This window comes from Micromonospora okii (assembly GCF_020884795.1).
GTDB classification, from domain to species: domain Bacteria; phylum Actinomycetota; class Actinomycetes; order Mycobacteriales; family Micromonosporaceae; genus Micromonospora; species Micromonospora okii.
The window spans coordinates 179,414-196,844 of record NZ_BBZF01000022.1; the positions used below are offsets into that span (position 1 = coordinate 179,414).

Annotated in this window: 10 protein-coding genes and 1 pseudogene; 6 read left to right on the forward strand and 5 right to left on the reverse strand. The window is 73.1% G+C overall.

Annotated elements, in window-relative coordinates; translation table 11 throughout:
- Positions 1-55: 55 nt before the first annotated feature.
- Both LPU43_RS21675 and LPU43_RS21680 read right to left on the reverse strand, forming a co-directional pair.
- A complete protein-coding gene (locus LPU43_RS21675) occupies positions 56-1,183 on the reverse strand; it encodes a glycoside hydrolase family 183 protein (RefSeq protein ID WP_229402334.1) in 1,128 nt (375 codons plus the stop codon).
- 57 nt (positions 1,184-1,240) lie between these two features.
- A complete protein-coding gene (locus LPU43_RS21680) occupies positions 1,241-2,761 on the reverse strand; it encodes a VCBS repeat domain-containing M23 family metallopeptidase (RefSeq protein WP_229402335.1) in 1,521 nt (506 codons plus the stop codon).
- A gap of 244 nt (positions 2,762-3,005) precedes the next feature.
- On the opposite strand from LPU43_RS21680, the gene LPU43_RS21685 reads away from it, so the two are divergent.
- The 6 genes and pseudogenes from LPU43_RS21685 (at position 3,006) to tnpB (ending at position 14,023) form a co-directional block, all read left to right on the forward strand.
- Positions 3,006-3,998 carry an alpha/beta hydrolase gene (locus tag LPU43_RS21685; RefSeq protein WP_229402336.1) on the forward strand — a complete coding sequence of 331 codons (993 nt, stop codon included), beginning with the start codon at positions 3,006-3,008 and terminating at the stop codon, positions 3,996-3,998.
- 145 nt (positions 3,999-4,143) lie between these two features.
- A complete protein-coding gene (locus LPU43_RS21690) occupies positions 4,144-5,982 on the forward strand; it encodes a WD40 repeat domain-containing protein (protein WP_229402337.1) in 1,839 nt (612 codons plus the stop codon).
- A gap of 26 nt (positions 5,983-6,008) precedes the next feature.
- Positions 6,009-9,422, forward strand: coding sequence for a CHAT domain-containing protein (locus LPU43_RS21695; protein ID WP_229402338.1), 3,414 nt, complete (start codon positions 6,009-6,011; stop codon positions 9,420-9,422).
- A gap of 182 nt (positions 9,423-9,604) precedes the next feature.
- Positions 9,605-11,866, forward strand: a complete 2,262-nt coding sequence (locus LPU43_RS21700; RefSeq protein WP_229402339.1) for a catalase — start codon at positions 9,605-9,607, stop codon at positions 11,864-11,866.
- Between the two features lie 195 nt (positions 11,867-12,061).
- A pseudogene (locus LPU43_RS21705) lies at positions 12,062-12,644 on the forward strand (IS607 family transposase).
- Positions 12,641-14,023: an IS607 family element RNA-guided endonuclease TnpB gene (gene tnpB / locus LPU43_RS21710; RefSeq protein WP_229402340.1), complete on the forward strand. Its 1,383-nt coding sequence runs from the start codon at positions 12,641-12,643 to the stop codon at positions 14,021-14,023. The pseudogene LPU43_RS21705 and the gene tnpB overlap by 4 nt, the downstream one beginning before the upstream one ends.
- On the opposite strand, the gene LPU43_RS21715 is transcribed toward tnpB, so the two are convergent.
- From LPU43_RS21715 to LPU43_RS21725, 3 genes are read right to left on the reverse strand one after another with little or no spacing between them, the layout of a single operon-like run.
- On the reverse strand, positions 13,947-14,522 hold the full coding sequence (locus LPU43_RS21715; RefSeq protein WP_255686481.1) for a polysaccharide deacetylase family protein: 576 nt from the start codon (positions 14,520-14,522) through the stop codon (positions 13,947-13,949). The two genes, tnpB and LPU43_RS21715, sit on opposite strands and share 77 nt — an antisense overlap.
- The gene (locus LPU43_RS21720; protein WP_229402342.1) at positions 14,473-15,666 is read right to left on the reverse strand and encodes an endo-1,4-beta-xylanase; all 1,194 of its coding nucleotides are present in this window, start codon (positions 15,664-15,666) and stop codon (positions 14,473-14,475) included. Before LPU43_RS21720 ends, LPU43_RS21715 begins: the two co-directional genes overlap by 50 nt.
- Positions 15,663-17,312: a glycoside hydrolase family 43 protein gene (locus LPU43_RS21725; protein ID WP_229402343.1), complete on the reverse strand. Its 1,650-nt coding sequence runs from the start codon at positions 17,310-17,312 to the stop codon at positions 15,663-15,665. The genes LPU43_RS21720 and LPU43_RS21725 overlap by 4 nt, the downstream gene beginning before the upstream one ends.
- Between the last annotated feature and the right edge of the window lie 119 nt (positions 17,313-17,431).

Consider the following 17,431-nt stretch of genomic DNA (forward strand, 5'->3'; position numbering starts at 1 on the left):
ACCAAGGTCCCGACCTTCCCGTGACCCCCGCCCCGGGCGGGCGCGGGCCGCCCGGTCACACCGAACCGGCGAACTGGCTGACGTGGTAGGCGGTGCTGCGCCCGTCGGGCGTGCGGGTCCACTTCGAGACCATCAGGTGCAGGCCGCCGCTGCCGCCGCTGGACCAGGGGTGCACGAAACCGCCGTACAGGCCGGGTTCCTGAATGCTCGTGACCTGGACCTTCTCCGCGGTCCACACCTGGTCGGGCCCGGCGGCGGTGCGGGTGACGATGCAGCCGGTGCGGCAGTTCAGGTACGACATGACCCAGGTCCCGTCGGACAGCCGGCGCACCGACGGCTCGCCGAAGCGGCCGGTGAGGATCGGCGTGCACGGCCGCCCCCAACCCCAGTTCGCGCCGTTCCAGCCCCACCCCTCGTAGGACTCCGGGAAGAACAGCCGGTCCCACCGGACGCGGCGCAGCATCATCGGGCCCTCCTGCCGCCCCGCCCGCACCGAGAAGACGTAGACGTACTCCCCGGCCCGCTGCATGGTCCACATCTGGAACGGGTCCGTGTTGTCGGCGCTGTTCCACCACTTCAACGGCGTACGGACGAAGTCGTTGCCGTTGTCGGAGAAGGCCAACCCCGCGTACCGGGACTTCCAGTGCGGCCCCGCCGGGCCGGCGGAGTGCCAGTTCTCGATGCTCATGTACGAGATGAGCTGGCGGCCCGTCTCGGGGAAGCTGATGCCGTCGTTGGGGATCACGGTCACCTCCGGCAGCCCGTCGAGGCCGACGCCGTGGTGGCCGTTGTGCATCAACTCCGGGGCGCGCCCGTTGCCGGCGACCCGGGCGGCGCTGTCGAAGACCACCCCGCCCGGCGCACCCGGGTGGACGTTGGAGCGCAGCATGACCGGTGAGCGCCAGTCGTTCGGCAGCGGTGGGCCCTCCGGCCAGGGGGTGTCGAAGGTGTCGCCGAAGAGGTAGCCGATGGAGCCGTTCTCCAGCACGTAGGGGATGCCCAGGTCGGTGCCGGCCACCCGCCACCGGCTGAAGGTGTCGAGGTCCGCGCCGGTGAGCCGCTTCCTCCACCCGGCGGCCTGGGCGGCGCCCGGCGGCGTCAGCGCCGATCCACCGGCCCCGACGGCGCCGGCCGCGCCGATCGCGGCGACCCGCCCGATCAGGGTACGACGACGGATGCCCATGGTTCCCCTTTCACGCCGCCGCCTCGACGGCGGTGTCAACTGATCGCTGTGGTCGGTTCAGAGAGTGGTTTCGTGTGGTAGGCCGAAGTAGTCGTGCCATTTTTGGGCGGGTCCGAATCCGGTGCCGGTGGAGAGGGCTACGTGGATGTCGTTGGTGGTGTTCTTGGTGAAGACGATGAGGTCGTCCTTGCCGTCTCGGTTGTAGTCGCCGAGGTAGGGGAATTCGCCGGGTTGGCAGAGGTTGTCGTGCCACTTGATGGTGGTGCCGGTGAATCCGGTGCCGGTGGAGGTGGCGGCGTAGACGTCGGCGAAGGTGTCGCAGGTGAGGGTGACGATGTCGTCCTTGCCGTCGCCGTTGATGTCGCCGATGCGGGGTTGTTCGCCGGTGAGGGAGAACAGGTCGTGCCATTTCTGGGTGGGGCCGAATCCGGTGCCGGTGGAGAGGGCGACGTGGACGTCGGCTTGGGTGGTGGGGCCCTGGGTAAAGCTGATGAGGTCGTCCTTGCCGTCGCCGTTGGCGTCGCCGATGGCGGGGTGGTGGCCGGCGGGGGCGAAGTTGTCGTGCCATTTCTGGGCGGTGCCGGTGAAGGTGGTGCCGGTGGAGAGGGCGACGTAGACGTCGGCGGAGGTGTCGTGGGTGAAGGTGATGATGTCGTCTTTGCCGTCGCCGTTGACGTCGCCGGTGGCGGGGGTTTCGGTGCCGGGGGCGAACCAGTCGTGCCATTTGGTGGCGGGGGCGAAGGTGGTGCCGGTGGAGGGTGCGACGTAGACGTCGGCGAGGGTGCCGTGGGTGAAGGTGACGATGTCGTCTTTGCCGTCGCCGGTGAAGTCGCCGGTGAGGGGGGTTTCTCCGTCGAGGGCGAAGTAGTCGTTCCATTTGATGCTGGTGCCGGTGAATCCGGTGCCGGTGGAGGTGGCGACGTAGACGTCGTTGAGGGTGCCGTGGGTGAAGGTGACGACGTCGTCGTAGCCGTCGCCGGTGAAGTCGGTGGGTGACCCGGCGAGGTAGCGACCACCCACCGGGCCGGCGCCGCAGTTGTCGCTGACCAGGTACCTCTGCTGGTACTGCCCGGGGTACGGAGCGAGGGACATCCCGTTGATGACGATGGGCTGGCCCACCCCGTTGTAGAGCTGCTCGTAGTGGACGTGCGCCCCGGAGGAGTTGCCGGTGCTGCCGGTGACGCCGATCTGCTGCCCCTGCCGCACGTACGCCCCGTCGGGCACCGAGTAGGCGCTCAGGTGGAAGTAGTAGGTGCTCCACCCGCCGCCGTGGTCGACGACGACGTAGTTGCCGGCGCCGCTCGGCTGCGCGTACCGGCGCGCCACGCCGTCGGCGGAGGCGAGCTGCGGCGTGCCGCCGGTGACGCCGCCGTCGGCGCGGACGAAGTCGAGCGCCTGCCGCACCTCGGCGCTGTGGTGGCCGTAGGTCCACCGCTGACCGCACGGGAACGGGGCCTTGAAGTTCGGCGCGGCCAGCGCGGCGGGCGGGCGCACCGACACACCGACGCCGACGACGACCGCGAGGGCGAGCAGGGCGACGAGCCAGCGGCGGAGGCCGGTGGCGGGGAGGCGGATCATCGCGGCTCCTTCGTGGGGGCGGGGCGGGGGTCGAAGCCTCACGGGTTCCCCCCTTCGCCGCTGGCGCCGATGCGCCTGCGAACCGGTCGTTGGCGAGTTAACCTACGATGACGATCGATGTCAACGCCTTCCATAGGGGACTTCCATGGTGAAGGAAATTTGCGCTATGCATTGACATGTGTCGCCTGGCCCGTGGGCTGCCCGGCCTACCGCGCGAAACCACTCTCTGAACGAGGAGGAGCCTGTGCACCGCACTTCCCATCCGTCGTCCATCAGCCGCCGACGGCTGCTCACCGGCACCGCGGCCGTCGCCGCAGCCGGGACGTTCGCCGGGGCGCTCGCCGCGCCGTCGGCCGCGAGCGCGGCCGTCGACGGGTACGGCCTGCGCATCGTCGACCGCAACGAGAACGGCGGCCGGTTGCAGTACTACCGGTTCGACACCGCCGCGATCGGGTGGGACCCGGGCGTCAACGTGCTGCTGCCGGACGGCTACCACACCAGCGGCAAGCGCTACCCGGTGCTGTACCTGCTGCACGGCGGCAACTCCGACTTCCGGGCCTTCCACATGCACGAGAACATCGTCGGCCTCACCGCCGGCCGGGAGATCATCGTCGTCATGCCGGACGCCGCGACGGGCTGGTACTCCAACCCGGTGAGCAGCAACGTCGGCCCGCGCAACTGGGAGACCTTCCACATCGCCCAGCTCCTGCCGTGGATCGACGCGAACTTCCGCACCTTCGCCGAGTACGACGGCCGCGCCGTGGCCGGCTTCTCGATGGGCGGCTTCGGCGCCCTGAAGTACGCCGCGAAGTACTACGGCCACTTCTGCTCGGTCAGCTCCCACTCCGGGCCCGCCAGCCTGCGCCGGAACTTCGGCCTCGTCGTGCACTGGGCCAACGCCAGCTCCGCCGCCGTGGAGCTCGGCGGCGGCACGGTCTACGGCGCGCCGCTGTGGGACGAGGCCAGGGTCACCGCCGACAACCCGTTCCAGCGCATTCCCAGCTACCGCAACAAGCGCGTCTTCCTCGTCGCCGGCACCTCGCCCGACCCGATCGACTGGTTCGACACCGTCAACGAGACGGAGGTGCTGCACGGGCAGCGCGAGTTCCGGGCGGCCCTCGGGCAGGCCGGCATCCCCCACGAGTGGCACGAGGCCCCCGGCGGGCACAAATTCCGGCACGACATGTTCGTCCGCGACCTCGACGGAATGCTCGCCCGCCTGCGCCGCGCCGGCTGACGGCCCCGGTCCAGCCTCCGGGCCCGGTCGCCCCGTGCGGCGGCGACCGGGCATCGGGGCGGTCCGTCGCCGCCCGACGCCCGCACCCGTTCGGGGCCGCTGGCGGTCGGAACCGGCGCCGTCACGGTGCGGCTAACATCCTCCGGTGGACGACGATCCCATCGCGGCATTCCCCGTGGACGACGTGCGCCGGGTCGCCGTCATGCAGTGGGCGGCCCGTCTTCCCGGTGCGGCGGCTCGCAGCGTGCACATCCAGGTCGGGACCGTCGCGGGCGGCGGATGGTACGTCCGCCACAGGGGCTTCGGTCTGCGCGAGTACGCCGACCGGCACGCGGCGTGGCGTGCCGTCCGGGGGCTGATGACCTACCACGACGGGCGGTGGGAGCAGGTCGACGTCGACGCCGCGCCCTTCGCGACGGTGTGCGGGCCCGACGGGTCCCGGGTGCTCTACGACACGCACGACGACGAGTGCCTCCACTCGTACTGGGGCCGCCGCCAGGAGCAGATCTGGGCCAGCTACCTCGACGCGATCAACGGGGGCGCCGTCCTGCGTTGCACCGAGACGCACGCGTTCCTCGACGGCCAGATCGAGCTGGTGAGGTACGAGGATCCGTACGACGGGACGGAGCGCTACGCCGTGTCGACAGCCCGCGAAACGGGCGTGGACTGGCGGGTGGTCGACCACGCGGGGCTGGCGGCTGCCGACGACGAGTACGAGGAGTCGGTCCGCAGCAACGCCGACGACGAGTTGCCGTACCGCTCCAGCGACGTTCCCGACGCGTCGGTCCGGCGCAGGTCCAGTTCCCCGGCGGGGCTCCGCATCCTGGACTCGGGTGTGATCGTCGCCGAGGACGACCTCGACACGTACAACGACATGTACCACCTGCCGTACCGGAACCGGTGGCCGCTCAACGCCGACGAGTCGCCGGTGCCGCCCGGCGCGGTCGGCCCGATGAGCGCCGAGCCCCGGGACTGGGGGCCGTCCGCCACCGACGTCCGGGACGTCACGCCCGCGTCCATGCGGGACGAGGGGGCGATGCCCCGCGTCAACGCCCTGGCCCTGGCCGTGCTCCCCGACGGCCGGCAGTTGCTCGCCACCGGCCACGACGACATCGCGACGGTGTGGAACGTCCGCACCGGCGCGCGCGTCCGCGACGTCTCCGGCCACACCGAGTGGATCCTGTCGGTCCGCGTCGCCGTGCTCTCCGACGGCGCCCCGGTGCTGGCGACCGGGGGCAAGGACGGCCAGGCGCGGGCCTGGTCCGTCCGGGACGGCGACCCCCTGGTGGAGATCCCGGCGCACGAGTGGCCCGTCAACGCGCTGTCCTGGGCCCTCCTGCCGGGGCGGGTGCCGATGCTGGTCACCGGGAGCGACGACGCCACGGTCGTGGTCTGGGACGCCGAGAACAGGGCCATCATCAGGAAGCTGACGATGGGGACTCCGGGCCTGCAACTGGTGTGGTCCACGGCCAGCGCGGTGCTCGCCGACGGGCGCCTGTGCGTGGTGGCGGGGGTGGTGCCCGAAGGCGTGGCACCGGTCCAGGTCTGGGACGCCACCAACGGGTGCCGGCTGCACGAGTTGACGATGGGCCCCGGCGACTGGCGATGGGAGCGTCCGGCGGTCGCGGTGGCGACGCTCGCCGACCGGTCGTACCGGGTGGCGGCCACCGCCGGCGACGAGGTGCGGGTCTGGGACGGGCACACCGGTCGGGTGATCCGGACGCTGGCCATGCCGCAGCCCGGCGCTGGTGACGTCGCCCTCGCGGCGCTGCCCGACCTGCGGACGGTCGTCGCCGCCACGATCGGCCGGCACACGCGGGTCTGGGAGGTCGAGTCGGGTGTTCTGCTCGCCGAACTGGACCACGCCGACACGAGCCCCACTCCGGTCGTCGACCTCGCCGTCCTGCCGGACGACGGCCTGCTGCTGGCGGCCGGGGGCGCGTCGGTTCCGCCCCGCCTCGTCCAACTGGACGTGCGCTGGTGACGGCGGGCGCGGCGTAGGGCGGCGGCATGCTCCTCGACGAACTCACCTGGCGGGTGGGGGACCTGGTCACCGGGTACGGGTACGCCGGAGGTCCGGAGGCGGTGTTCTCCCCGGCGGCGCAGCGGCACGCGACGAACCTGTGGCGGCTGCTGCGGACGTTCGACCCGGAGACCGCCTCCGAGGCCGCGCAGGCGCGGGTCGCCCCGGCGTACCTCAACCTGGGCTGGTTCCACTTCCACCGCTGGTGCCAGCGGAGCCACGCCGTCGACCTGGCGCGGGCCCTGCTCTGCGTCGAGGAGGTCGCCGACGACGTCCGCGCCGTTCCGATGCGGCTGCGACCGCTGGTCGGCCGGTTCACCGACCCCGCCGAGCAGGCGGACATGGCGGTGACGCTGCTGGACGCCTCCGCCGCCGATGCCGAGCCGGCGCTGCTCGACGCGGCCGTCCTCCTGATGGAGGGCGCGGCCCCGCGGCTGCCGGGGCGGGACCCGCGCCGCGCGGGCCTGCTGCCCCGGCTCTGCCTGGCGCTGCGCCGCCGCCACGAGCGCGACGGCTCCACCGACGACCTCGAACGGGCCGTCGCCTGGGGCGAAGAGGCGGCGACGGCGGCGTGCGTCGACGGCGGCCCGCCCACCGGGTGGGAGGCCGACCTGGCCCGGGCCTACCGGTGCCGCCACCGCCTGCGGGGCGAGCCCGCCGACCTCGGCCGGGCCATCGAGCTGCTGACGCGGGCGACCGACCGGGAGGGGCGGTACGACGCGGCGCTGTTGACGGAGCTGAGCACGGCCCACCGGCAACGCTACGAGCAGGACCACGACCCGGCGGACGTCGACCGGGCGGTGGCCCTGGCGGAGCGGGCCGCGGCCCTGCCGGGCGGGCCGGCGGGCACGGCGGTCCTGGTCGACCTCGGCGACGCGCTGCTGTGCCGCTACGAGCGGTTTGGGAACCGGTCGGACCTGCGGCGGGCGGCCGACCTGGCCGAGCAGGTGGTGAGCGAGACCCCGGACGACGATCCGCAGCGCCCCCTGCGACTGGCGACGGCCGCCGCGATCCTGCTGCGCCGGCACGAACGCAGTCAGGAGCTGCGCGACCTGCGCCGGGCCGTGGAACTCAACGAGGAGGCGTTGGCGCTGCTGGAGGACGAGCATCCCCGCCGCCCCGAGATGCTCCGCCGCCTTGCCGCGGCCCTGCACCAGCGCCACCACCGTCTCGGCGCGGACGGTGACCTGAACCGCGCCCTGACCCTCCTGCGGTGGGCCCTCGCCGCGCTCCCGGCCGACCATCCCGACCGGGCGTCGATCTCGATGGATCTCGTGGCCGTGCGGCTGACCCGGCACCTGCACACGGGGGTGCTCGCGGAGTTGATCGAGGCGATCGACCTCGCGGAGCGGGTGACCGCCGGCGCGCCGGCCTGCCGGCCGGACTGGGCGTCCGTGCTGGGGCAGGCGTACCAGCAGCGTCACCGCGTCAGCAACGAGCCGGCCGACCTGGACCGCGCGATCGACCTCGGCGAGCGGTCGCTGGTCGGCACCGGCGACGACGACTTCTCCCTCGCCGCCCGGCAGGCCCGCACCGCCGCCGCCTACCTGCGCCGGCACGGCCAGCGCCCGAGCAGGAAGGACCTGGACCGGGCGATCGACCTCGGGAGCCGGGCGGTGGCGCGGACCCCGGACGACCATCTCGACCTGCCGGATCGGCTGTCGAACCTCGCCGAGGCCCGGCTGGCCCGCTACCGGTTCGCCCGGTCACCGGCGGACGCCGAGGCGTCCGTCGCGCTCGCCGAGCGGGCGCTGGAGGCCGCACCGAGCGGCCATCCGGGCCGGTCCCGGCTGGTGGCCCTGCTCTGCGCCGCCGCCGAGGAGCGCGCCGGCGGCGGGGGCCACGGTCTGGACGTGGCGAGGTTGCGGGAACTGGCGGGGGAGGTACGTGACTCGACGGCGCCCGCGCCCGTCGACCGGGTCGCGGCCCACCACGCGGTCGGCGTCCTCGCCCAGCGGCTCGGCGAGGCGCGGCTCGCCGTGCGGATGCTGGACGCGGCGGCTGCGCTCCTGCCGTCCGTCGCGCCCCGCGAGGCCGGGTGGGCGGACCAGCAGCATCGGCTCGGCGAGCATGTCGGGCTGGTCGGCGCGGGGGTGGCGGCGCACTGCCTGATCGGCGACCCCGCCGGGGCGGTGGAGTTCGCCGAACGGGGCCGGGGCGTGCTGCTGGCCAGCCAGGCGAGCACCCGCGTCGGCCTCGACAGGCTGCACCGGGCGGAGCCACGGCTCGCCGCCCGGTTCCACTGGGTGTGCGAGCGGCTCAACACGCCGGGCTTCCCCTCGGCCGAACGACAGCGGTGGTGGTCGGACTACGACGAGCTGCTGGCCGAGATCGGCGCGCTGCCCGGGCTGGACGGCTTCCTGGCCGCGCCGAGCCTGGCCGACCTGCGACCCGCCGTGGCGGGCGGGTACGGCGTACTGGTCAACGCGAGCCGGCACCGCGGCGACGCCGTCATCGTGTCGGCGGACGCCGCCCCGATCCTGGTGGAACTGCCCGAGCTGCGGATGGTCGACGTGGCGGCCCGGGTCGACACGTTGCTGGCGGTCGTCAACGCCGGGCCGGGTCGGGTCGACCCGCTGCGCAGGCGTCAGGTCGTCAGCGACACGCTGGGCTGGCTGTGGGACGTCGCCGTCGCCCGCGTGGTGGACGCCCTGCCGCACCGGTCGGCCGGCGCGCACCGGGTGTGGTGGCTGCCGACCGGCCTGCTGGGGCTGCTGCCCCTGCACGCCGCCGGGCACCTCGGAGGGCCGGGCGCCCTCGACGCCCTGGTGTCGTCGTACGTGCCGTCGCTGCGGACCCTGCGCGAGGCCCGCGACCGTCCGCCGCCGGCGAGCCGCCGTCGCCTCACCGTCGTGATGCAGCGGACCCCCGGGCAGGCCGAGCTGCCCGGCGCCCTGGCCGAGGCGGCGGTCCTGGAGGGCCCGAGGCTGGTCAACGACGACGCCACCGCCGGCCGCGTCCTCGCCGGGATGGCCGACGCCACCTGGGCGCACTTCGCCTGCCACGCCGTCGTCGACACGTCGTCCCAGGCCGACAGCGGGCTGCTGCTGCACGACGCGACGCTCCGGCTTCCCGACATCGGCGGGCTGCGGTTGCCCGAGGCGGAGCTGGCCTACCTGTCGGCCTGCTCCACCGCGAACCACGGCAGCCGGTACGCCGACGAGGTGCTGCACCTCGCCTCCGCGTTCCACCTCGCCGGCTTCCGGCACGTGGTGGCCAGCCTGTGGCCGCTCGTCGACCAGGTGGCCGTGGAGGCCGCGCGCTCCTTCTACCGGGGGTTGCCCGACACCCCGGGCGCGGACGCCGCGGCGCACGCGCTGCGTCGGGTGACGCTGGAACTGCGCGACGAGTATCCCGACTTCCCCGAGCTGTGGGCCCTGCTGGTGCACAGCGGTCCCTAGGCGGGGCCCGCGCTCCGACCCCGCGCCGTCGCCGGTCTCCCGTCGGCCCGGTCGGCGGCGCTGCCGCGACGCTGACCGCACCCCGGCAGACCGGGAAAAGCGGTTGGTCCGTTTTGCTCACCTGGTCACCGGGTACGGCCAGGGCAGCAGATCGTCCCCGCTCCACGGAGGTACCCGTTCAGATGGATTCCCGTAAGCCGGCCAAGGTGGTCAAGGACGTGGTGGAAGCCGCCGCGGGGAAGGTGGCCGACGCGCTCACCCGGGACGTGCCCGGCGCGCCGGGCAGCGCCCCGCCGAGCGTCGACGAGCCGACGACGCCGCACGACCCGTTGCCGCCGAAGAAGGAGCAGGGCGCACCGGAGACCCGGACGCCGACCGGGGCGGTGACCGGCGCGCCGACGACCGCGAAGGGCCAGCAGGGCGCCTTCCTCACCACCTCCCAGGGGGCGCGGCTGCGTGACACCGACCACTCGCTCAAGGCCGGGCCGCGCGGGCCGGTCCTGCTCCAGGACCACCACTTCCGCGAGAAGATCACCCACTTCGACCACGAACGCATCCCCGAGCGGGTCGTGCACGCGCGCGGGGCCGGCGCCCACGGCGTGTTCGAGGCGTACGGCGCCGCCGAGGCGATCACGAAGGCGGGCTTCCTGAAGAAGGGGCGGCGGACCAACGTCTTCGTCCGGTTCTCCACCGTCCTCGGTTCGCGCGGATCGGCCGACACGGTCCGCGACACCCGGGGCTTCGCGACCAAGTTCTACACCGACGAGGGCACCTTCGACCTGGTCGCCAACAACATGCCGGTGTTCTTCATCCAGGACGCCATCAAGTTCCCCGACATCATCCACGCCGGCAAGCCGCACCCGGACCGGGAGATCCCGCAGGCGCAGAGCGCCCACGACACCTTCTGGGACTTCGTCTCCCTGCACACCGAGGCGCAGCACCACACCATGTGGAACATGTCCGACCGGGGCATCCCGCGCTCGTACCGGACGATGGAGGGCTTCGGCGTGCACACCTTCCGGCTGGTCAACGCCGCCGGGGAGACCGCGCTGGTCAAGTTCCACTGGAAGCCCAAGCTGGGCGTGCACTCCCTGACCTGGGAGGAGGCGCAACTGCTGGGCGGCGTCGACCCGGACTTCCACCGCCGGGACCTGTACGACGCGATCGAGGCCGGCGCGTTCCCCGAGTGGGAGCTGGGCGTCCAGGTCTTCCCGGACACGCCGGAGGAGACGTTCGCCGGGATCGACCTGCTCGACCCGACGAAGATCGTGCCGGAGGAACTCGCCCCGGTGCAGGCGATCGGGCGGCTGGTGCTCGACCGGACGCCGACGAACTTCTTCGCCGAGACCGAGCAGGTCGCCTTCCACGTCGGCCACCTGCCGCCGGGGATCGACGTCACCAACGACCCGCTGCTGCAGGGCCGGTTGTTCTCGTACGTCGACACGCAGCTCACCCGGCTCGGCGGGCCGAACTTCTCGCAGATCCCGATCAACCGCCCGCACGCCCCGGTCAACGACATGCTCCGCGACGGCTTCCACCAGCACGCCGTCCACGCCGGGGTCGCCCCGTACCGGCCGAACTCCCTCGACGGCGGCAACCCGTTCCCCGCCGGTGACGCCGACGACGCGTTCGTCGACGTGCCGGTGACCGTCGCCGAGGCGCCCAAGGTGCGCGCCAACCCGGTCTCGTTCGACGACCACTTCAGCCAGGCCCGCCTGTTCTGGCTGAGCATGTCGCCGGTCGAGAAGGAGCACATCATCCGGGCGTACACCTTCGAGCTGGGCAAGTGCTACCACCAGGCGATCAAGGAGCGGCAGCTCCAGAGCCTGGCCAACATCGACCCGGTGCTGTGCGCGCAGGTCGCCACCGGCCTGGGGCTTCCCGCGCCGGAGCCGACCGTGCCCCTCGCCGACGTCGCGCCCAGCCCTGCGCTGTCGCAGGTCGGCAAGCAGTGGCCGGCCGACGGCCGCACGGTCGGCATCGTCGTTGACGACGGGGTCGATCTCGACGGCATCGGGCAGGTGCGCCGGGAGATCTTCGCCGCCGGCATGGTGCCGCTGCTGATCGCCCCGCACGGCGGCACGGTGGGCGGCGAGCCCGTGCAGCGGACCTTCGCCACCGCCCGGTCCGTCGAGTTCGACGCGCTCCTGCTGGCCGCGGCCCCCGTCCCGGCCCCGGACGCGCTTCCCGCCCGCGACGCCAAGGCCGGCGCGCCGGGCCCGGCCACCGTGGATCCGCGCGTGCTGCTCCTGGTCGACGAGGCCTGGCGGCACGCCAAGGTCATCGGCGCGTGGGGCGACGGCGTCGCCGTGCTGCGGCAGGCGGGGGTGGCCGACACCCCCGGCGTCGTCACGGGCGCCTCCGGCACGGAGACCCTGACCGCCGCGAGTCAGCTCATGGCCGCGCACCGCGTGTGGGACCGCTTCCCCGCCTCCGTCGCCTGACCCACCGGCCCGCCCCGCCCTGGTGCGGCGCGCACTTCACGGATGAGTGGCTATCCGCGCGGGAGATAGCCACTCATCCGTGTGGTTGCCGGCCGCGAAGGCGGGGCGGGGGAGCGGGGGCGGCGGTGAGGGAGGGTAACGACTGCTCGGGATTTGAGTGTTCTCTGGCGTTCTTGTGGACGCTATGGTGATTGGGTGAATTTGAAGGAGTGGGCGGCTCAGGGCATCGCGTACGTCACCGCGCGGCGGCAGTACGCGGCTGGTGCGTTGCCTGTTCCTACTTACCGGCTGGGTCGGCTCATCATGGTGGGCGAGCCGCTACCTGCTGCCTCGGCTGGCGTCGAGCGGGTGGTGGTGTACGCCGGGGTCTCGTCCGCCGACCAGTGCGCCGACCTTGACCGGCAGGTCGCTCGGGTCGTCACGTGGGTGACCGGGCGGAACCTGCCGGTGTCGCAGGTGGTGACCGAGGTCGGGTCCGCGCTGAACGGGCACCGCAAGAAGTTCCCTCGCCCTACTGCGTGACCCGACGGTCACGACCATCGTGGTGGAACACCGCGACAGGTTTGCTCGCTTCGGTGCCGAGTACGTCGAGGCGGCGCTGACCGCGCAGGGCCGCAAGCTGTTGGTGGTCGACCCGGCGGAGGTCGACGACGACCTGGTCCGGGACGTCACGGAGATCTTGACCTTGTTGTGCGCGCGTCTCTACGGTCGTCGGGCTGCTGCGAATCGTGCGCGCCGGGCGGTCGAGGCCGCCACCACGCGGGACTCGCCGTCATGAAGGTGATACAGGCCTATCGGTTCGCTCTGGACCTGAGGCCGTTTCAGCAGCGGGTGGTGTTGGCGCATGCGGGCGCGGCCAGGGTGGCGTACAACTGGGGCCTCGCCAGGGTGAAGGCGGTCATGGACCAGCGCGCCGCCGAGCGCTCTTACGGCACGCCCGAGGAACTGCTGACCCCGGCCGTCGGATGGGATCTCGCCGCGTTGCGCAAGGCGTGGAACGCGGCCAAGTCGGAGGTGGCGCCGTGGTGGGCTGAGTGCTCCAAGGAGGCGTACAACACCGGCCTGGACAACCTGGCGCGCGCCTTGAAGAACTGGTCCGACTCCCGCGCAGGCAAGCGCGCCGGTCGACGCGTGGGATTTCCGCGGTTCAAGTCCCGCCGTCGCGCCACCCCCAGCGTCCGGTTCACCACCGGCGCGATCCGGGTGGAGCCGGACCGCAAGCACGTGGTGCTGCCCCGGCTGGGCCGGCTGAAGACCCACGAGTCGACCCGCAAGCTCGCCCGCCGCATCGAGGCGGGCACGGCCCGGATCCTGTCCGCGACCGTGCGCCGTGACGGCGGGCGATGGCATGTCGCGTTCTGCGTCGAGGTCGAGCGGGCCGAACACACCCCGACGCGCCCGCAGGCGGTGGTCGGCGTCGATGTGGGGATCACCCACCTAGCGGTGCTGTCCACCGGCGAGATGGTGCCCAACCCCCGGCACCTGCACGAGGCGGCCCAGCGGATGCGGCGTCTGTCCCGACAGATGTCCCGGCGCGTCGGGCCGGACCGGCGCACCGGTCAGCGGCCCTCGAATCGGTGGGAACGCGCCCGCCAGCGGGTCGCTCGAGCGCATGCGCGGGTGGCGAACCTGCGCCGTGACGGCCTGCACAAGCTCACCACCCGGCTGGCCCGCACGTACGGCACGATCGTGGTCGAAGACCTCAACGTGGCCGGCATGCTGCGCAACCGGCGGCTAGCCCGGCAGATCGCGGACGCCGGCTTCGGTGAGATCCGCCGACAGGTGACGTACAAAGCTGAATGGAACGGCGGCCGGCGGATCGTGGCCGACCGCTGGTATCCCTCCAGCAAAACCTGTTCGGACTGTGGCGCGGTGAAAGCCAAGCTGCCGCTGCGTGTCCGAACCTACATCTGCGACCCTTGCGGCTTGGCCCTCGATCGGGACCTGAACGCCGCGCGTAACCTCGCCGCGCTCGCGCGTGAGGTCACCACCGCCGGGAGTGGCCCGGTGGCAGGACGCGGAGCCGACCGTAAGACCCGCCCCGGCGGGCCGGTGGCCGCGAAGCGTCAACCCGGCCCGCTCAGGCGGATAAGACCGGGACCGTCCCACCGCAAGGCGGGACATACCGATCAGTCGCTAGAGCCCACTGATAGGTAACGGTGAAGCGCCAGCGTTGGGCCCGCAGCGCCGGCACCACCCGGTCGACCGCGTCGACGGTCTGACTGCGGTCGCGGCCGCCGTCGTGCAGCAGCACCACCGCGCCCGGGGTGATGCCGTCGAGCAGGCGGCGGACGAGTTCGTCGGTGCCCGGCGTCTCCCAGTCGGCGACCGCCAGCCGCCACCCGAGCGGCTGCATGCCGAGGGAGGCGGCCACGGCGGGGGTCTGCCCCCACGCGCCATAGGGGGCGCGGAAGTACCGGATCCGGGCGTACGGCGCGGCGGCCCGGATGGCGTCGCCGGCCTCCCGCAGGTCCGCCGCGATCCGCTCGGGCGGCCAGGCGCTCATGTCCTCGTGCCGCATCCCGTGGTTGCACAGGGTGTGACCGTCGGCCACGATCCGGCGCACACCCCGGGGTGCGCGGTCCGCGCGGGGCGGGCGTGCGCCGCTACCGGCGGGGCTTCGGCGCGACCCGGGGCAGCACGTACGGGGGGCCAGCGTAGACGAGGTCGGCCTTGATCAGGTGGTACGCGCGCTTGGGCCGGTAGTCCTCATCGTAGATGGTGGCCAGCCCCTCCGGGGGGTCGTCGAACCAGCCGGGCACCCAGGAGTGCCGGTCGGTGAAGCCCCAGACCGTGAACGACAGGCAGCGCGGCTCGGCCAGGCAGCCCTGGAGCAGCGCGTGGAAGTTCGCCGCCGACGCCTGGAGCCGTGGGTTGATCTCCTCGGGGTCGCCGGCCTGCACCCCGTCGGTCAGCCGGCTGCGCACGTCGACCTCGGTGAAGGCGGTGGCCAGGCCCAGCCGGGCGAACCGGTGCAGCGCGTCGGCGACCTGGATCGGGTCGTAGTTGCCGTACTGGGTGCCCAGGTGGCCCTGGCTGCCGACGCCGTCGATCGGCACCCCCTGGGCCAGCAGGTCGCGGGCCATGTCGTGGACGAACTGCGTCTTGTCGTCGGCCGGGTTCCCCGAGCCGAACGCCTCGATGTTGTAGTCGTTGTAGAACAGCAGGGCCCCGGGGTCGGCGGCCCGCGCCCAGCGGAACGCGTCGGCGATGTAGCCCGGGCCGAGGTGCTCGGCCCAGAACCCCTTGTAGTGCAGGGTCGACGGGGTGTCCCAGGGGTCGCTGACGGCCTCGTTGACCACGTCCCACTGCCAGATCCGGCCCCGGTAGCGGCTGACCACGGTCGTGATGTGGTGGCGCAGGATCTCGCGCAGCTCGGCGGTGCCGATGGAGCCGTCGGCGACGCCGTCGGTCAGCCACTTCGGCACCTGGTTCTGCCAGACCAGCACGTGTCCGCGTACCCGCTGGTCGTTGCGGCGGGCGGCGGCGACGAACGCGTCGGCCGGGCCCCAGTCGTAGTTGCCCCGGGTGGGCTCCAGCGACTCCCACTTCATCTCGTTCTCGGCGGTGACCGAGGAGAACTCCTCGCGCACGAGTTCCCGGTACCGGGGGTCGGCGGGGTCGGTGAGGGCGGCCATGTCGACCGCGGTGCCGATGTGCAGCTTGTGGCGCAGGGCGAGGGCGCGCAGGCTGCGGTCGGTCGGGTCGTGCGGACGGTTCGCCGTGGCCGGCACGGCGCCCAGCGCGCCGGCGGTCGCGACGGCGACCAGGCCGGCGGCCATCCATCGTCTGAGCATCATGGGCGGTCCTCTCTGTGCGGTCGGTGTTCCCGGTAGGTGGCGAGGTCGAAGTCCGCGTGGCAGCGCTCGCCGCCGAGGTCCTGCACCCACAGGCCGAGGAACGCCCCGGTGAACCCCCACGCCGCCGGCTCGCCGTCGATGATCAGCGCGGCGTGCTCGTCGGAGAGGATGGTCGCGTCCAGGGCCACGGGGAGCTCCTGCCAGCCGTCGCCGAGGTCGTGGGCGAAGCGCACGACGGGCCCGTCGAACACCGCCCGCAGGCCGACCCGGCCGGTGCCGGGGGCGTCGACGGTCAGCTCCGGGTACGCGGTGCGCCGCCCGTTGTCGGAGCTGAGCAGCTCCAGCACCCGCCGGCCGTCGTCGGCGCGGGTCAGGTAGAGGTGGTGCCAGTTGAGGGTGTTGTAGTAGGCGGTGATCCCGGCGAGCTGGAGGTGGTCGAGCGGGTCGAACTCGACCACCGTCTCCAGCGAGCAGTGCGTCGCGCCGACGCGCCGCGCGACCAGGCTGGGGGCCTGCCGGCCCACCGGCGACTGCCCGCCGTGGATGCGCAGGTGCGACGGGCGGGCGCACAGGTCGACCCAGTCGGCGGCGGCGGGCCGCCGCAGCGTGGACCAGCACGGGGCCAGCCGCTCGGCGTCGAAGTGGTCGGTGGCGGGCTCGGCCGGCCACGGGTGGGCGGGCAGGCCGGGCGCGGCGACCTCGTCGGCGGGCACGCCCCCGGGGATCCGGGGCCAGCCGCCCGACGGCCACTCGACCCGCTGGATCGCGGTCTCCCGCCCCAGCACGCAGTCGCCCAGCGGGGCGTAGGGGCGGCCGACCAGGTGGGCCAGGTACCAGTCGCCGCGCGGGGTGCGCACCAGGCTGCCGTGGCCGGCCTTCTGCAGCCGCAGCTCGGGCCGGCCCACGGAGGTCAGCAGCGGCCCGGCCGGGTCCACCTCGTACGGCCCGAACAGCTCGCGCGAGCGCGCCACGGTGACCTGGTGCTCCCAGCTCGTGCCCCCCTCGGCGGTCACCAGCCAGTACCACCCGTCGTGGTGGTACAGGTGGGGGGCCTCGGTGAGCCCGACGGCGGTGCCGGTGAAGAGCAGGCGCGGGCGGCCGACGAGGCGGCGGGCGGCCCGGTCGTAGCGCTGGATCTCGATGCCGGCGAAGCGGTCGCGGCCGGGCCGCCAGTCCGCCCTCATGCTCAGCAGCCAACTCGTGCCGTCGTCGTCGTGGAAGAGCGAGGCGTCGAAGCCGCGCCCGTGCAGCCGCACCGGGTCGGACCACGGCCCGGCGACGTCGCGGGCGGTGACCAGGTAGTTCTGCGGGTCCCAGTAGCCGCTGGCGAAGCTGGCCACGTCGCTGTAGACGAGGTGGAACTCGCCGTCGTGCCAGCTCAGGTCGGGTGCCCACACCCCGTTGGAGTCGCCGCAGCCGCGCAGGTCGAGCAGGCGGCGCTCGGTGATGATCCCGCCCAGCGGTCGCCAGTGCACGAGGTCGCGGGAGTGGTGCACGCGGACCCCCGGGTACCACTCGAAGGTCGACGTGGCCAGGTAGTAGTCGTCGTCGACCCGCAGGATCGACGGGTCCGGGTGGAACCCGGCGAGGACGGGGTTGTGGATGGACCGGGCGGCGGTCGCCACGTCGGCGGTCTCGGTCGACACGTCGGCTCCTCTGGTACGGCTTTCGGCAAACTTCCGGTTGCCCGACCGAAAGTTTGCGAGGTGCCGACCACGGTAGCCGCTAGCGTCGCGATAGGACAGACCCCTTGACCCGGGGTGTA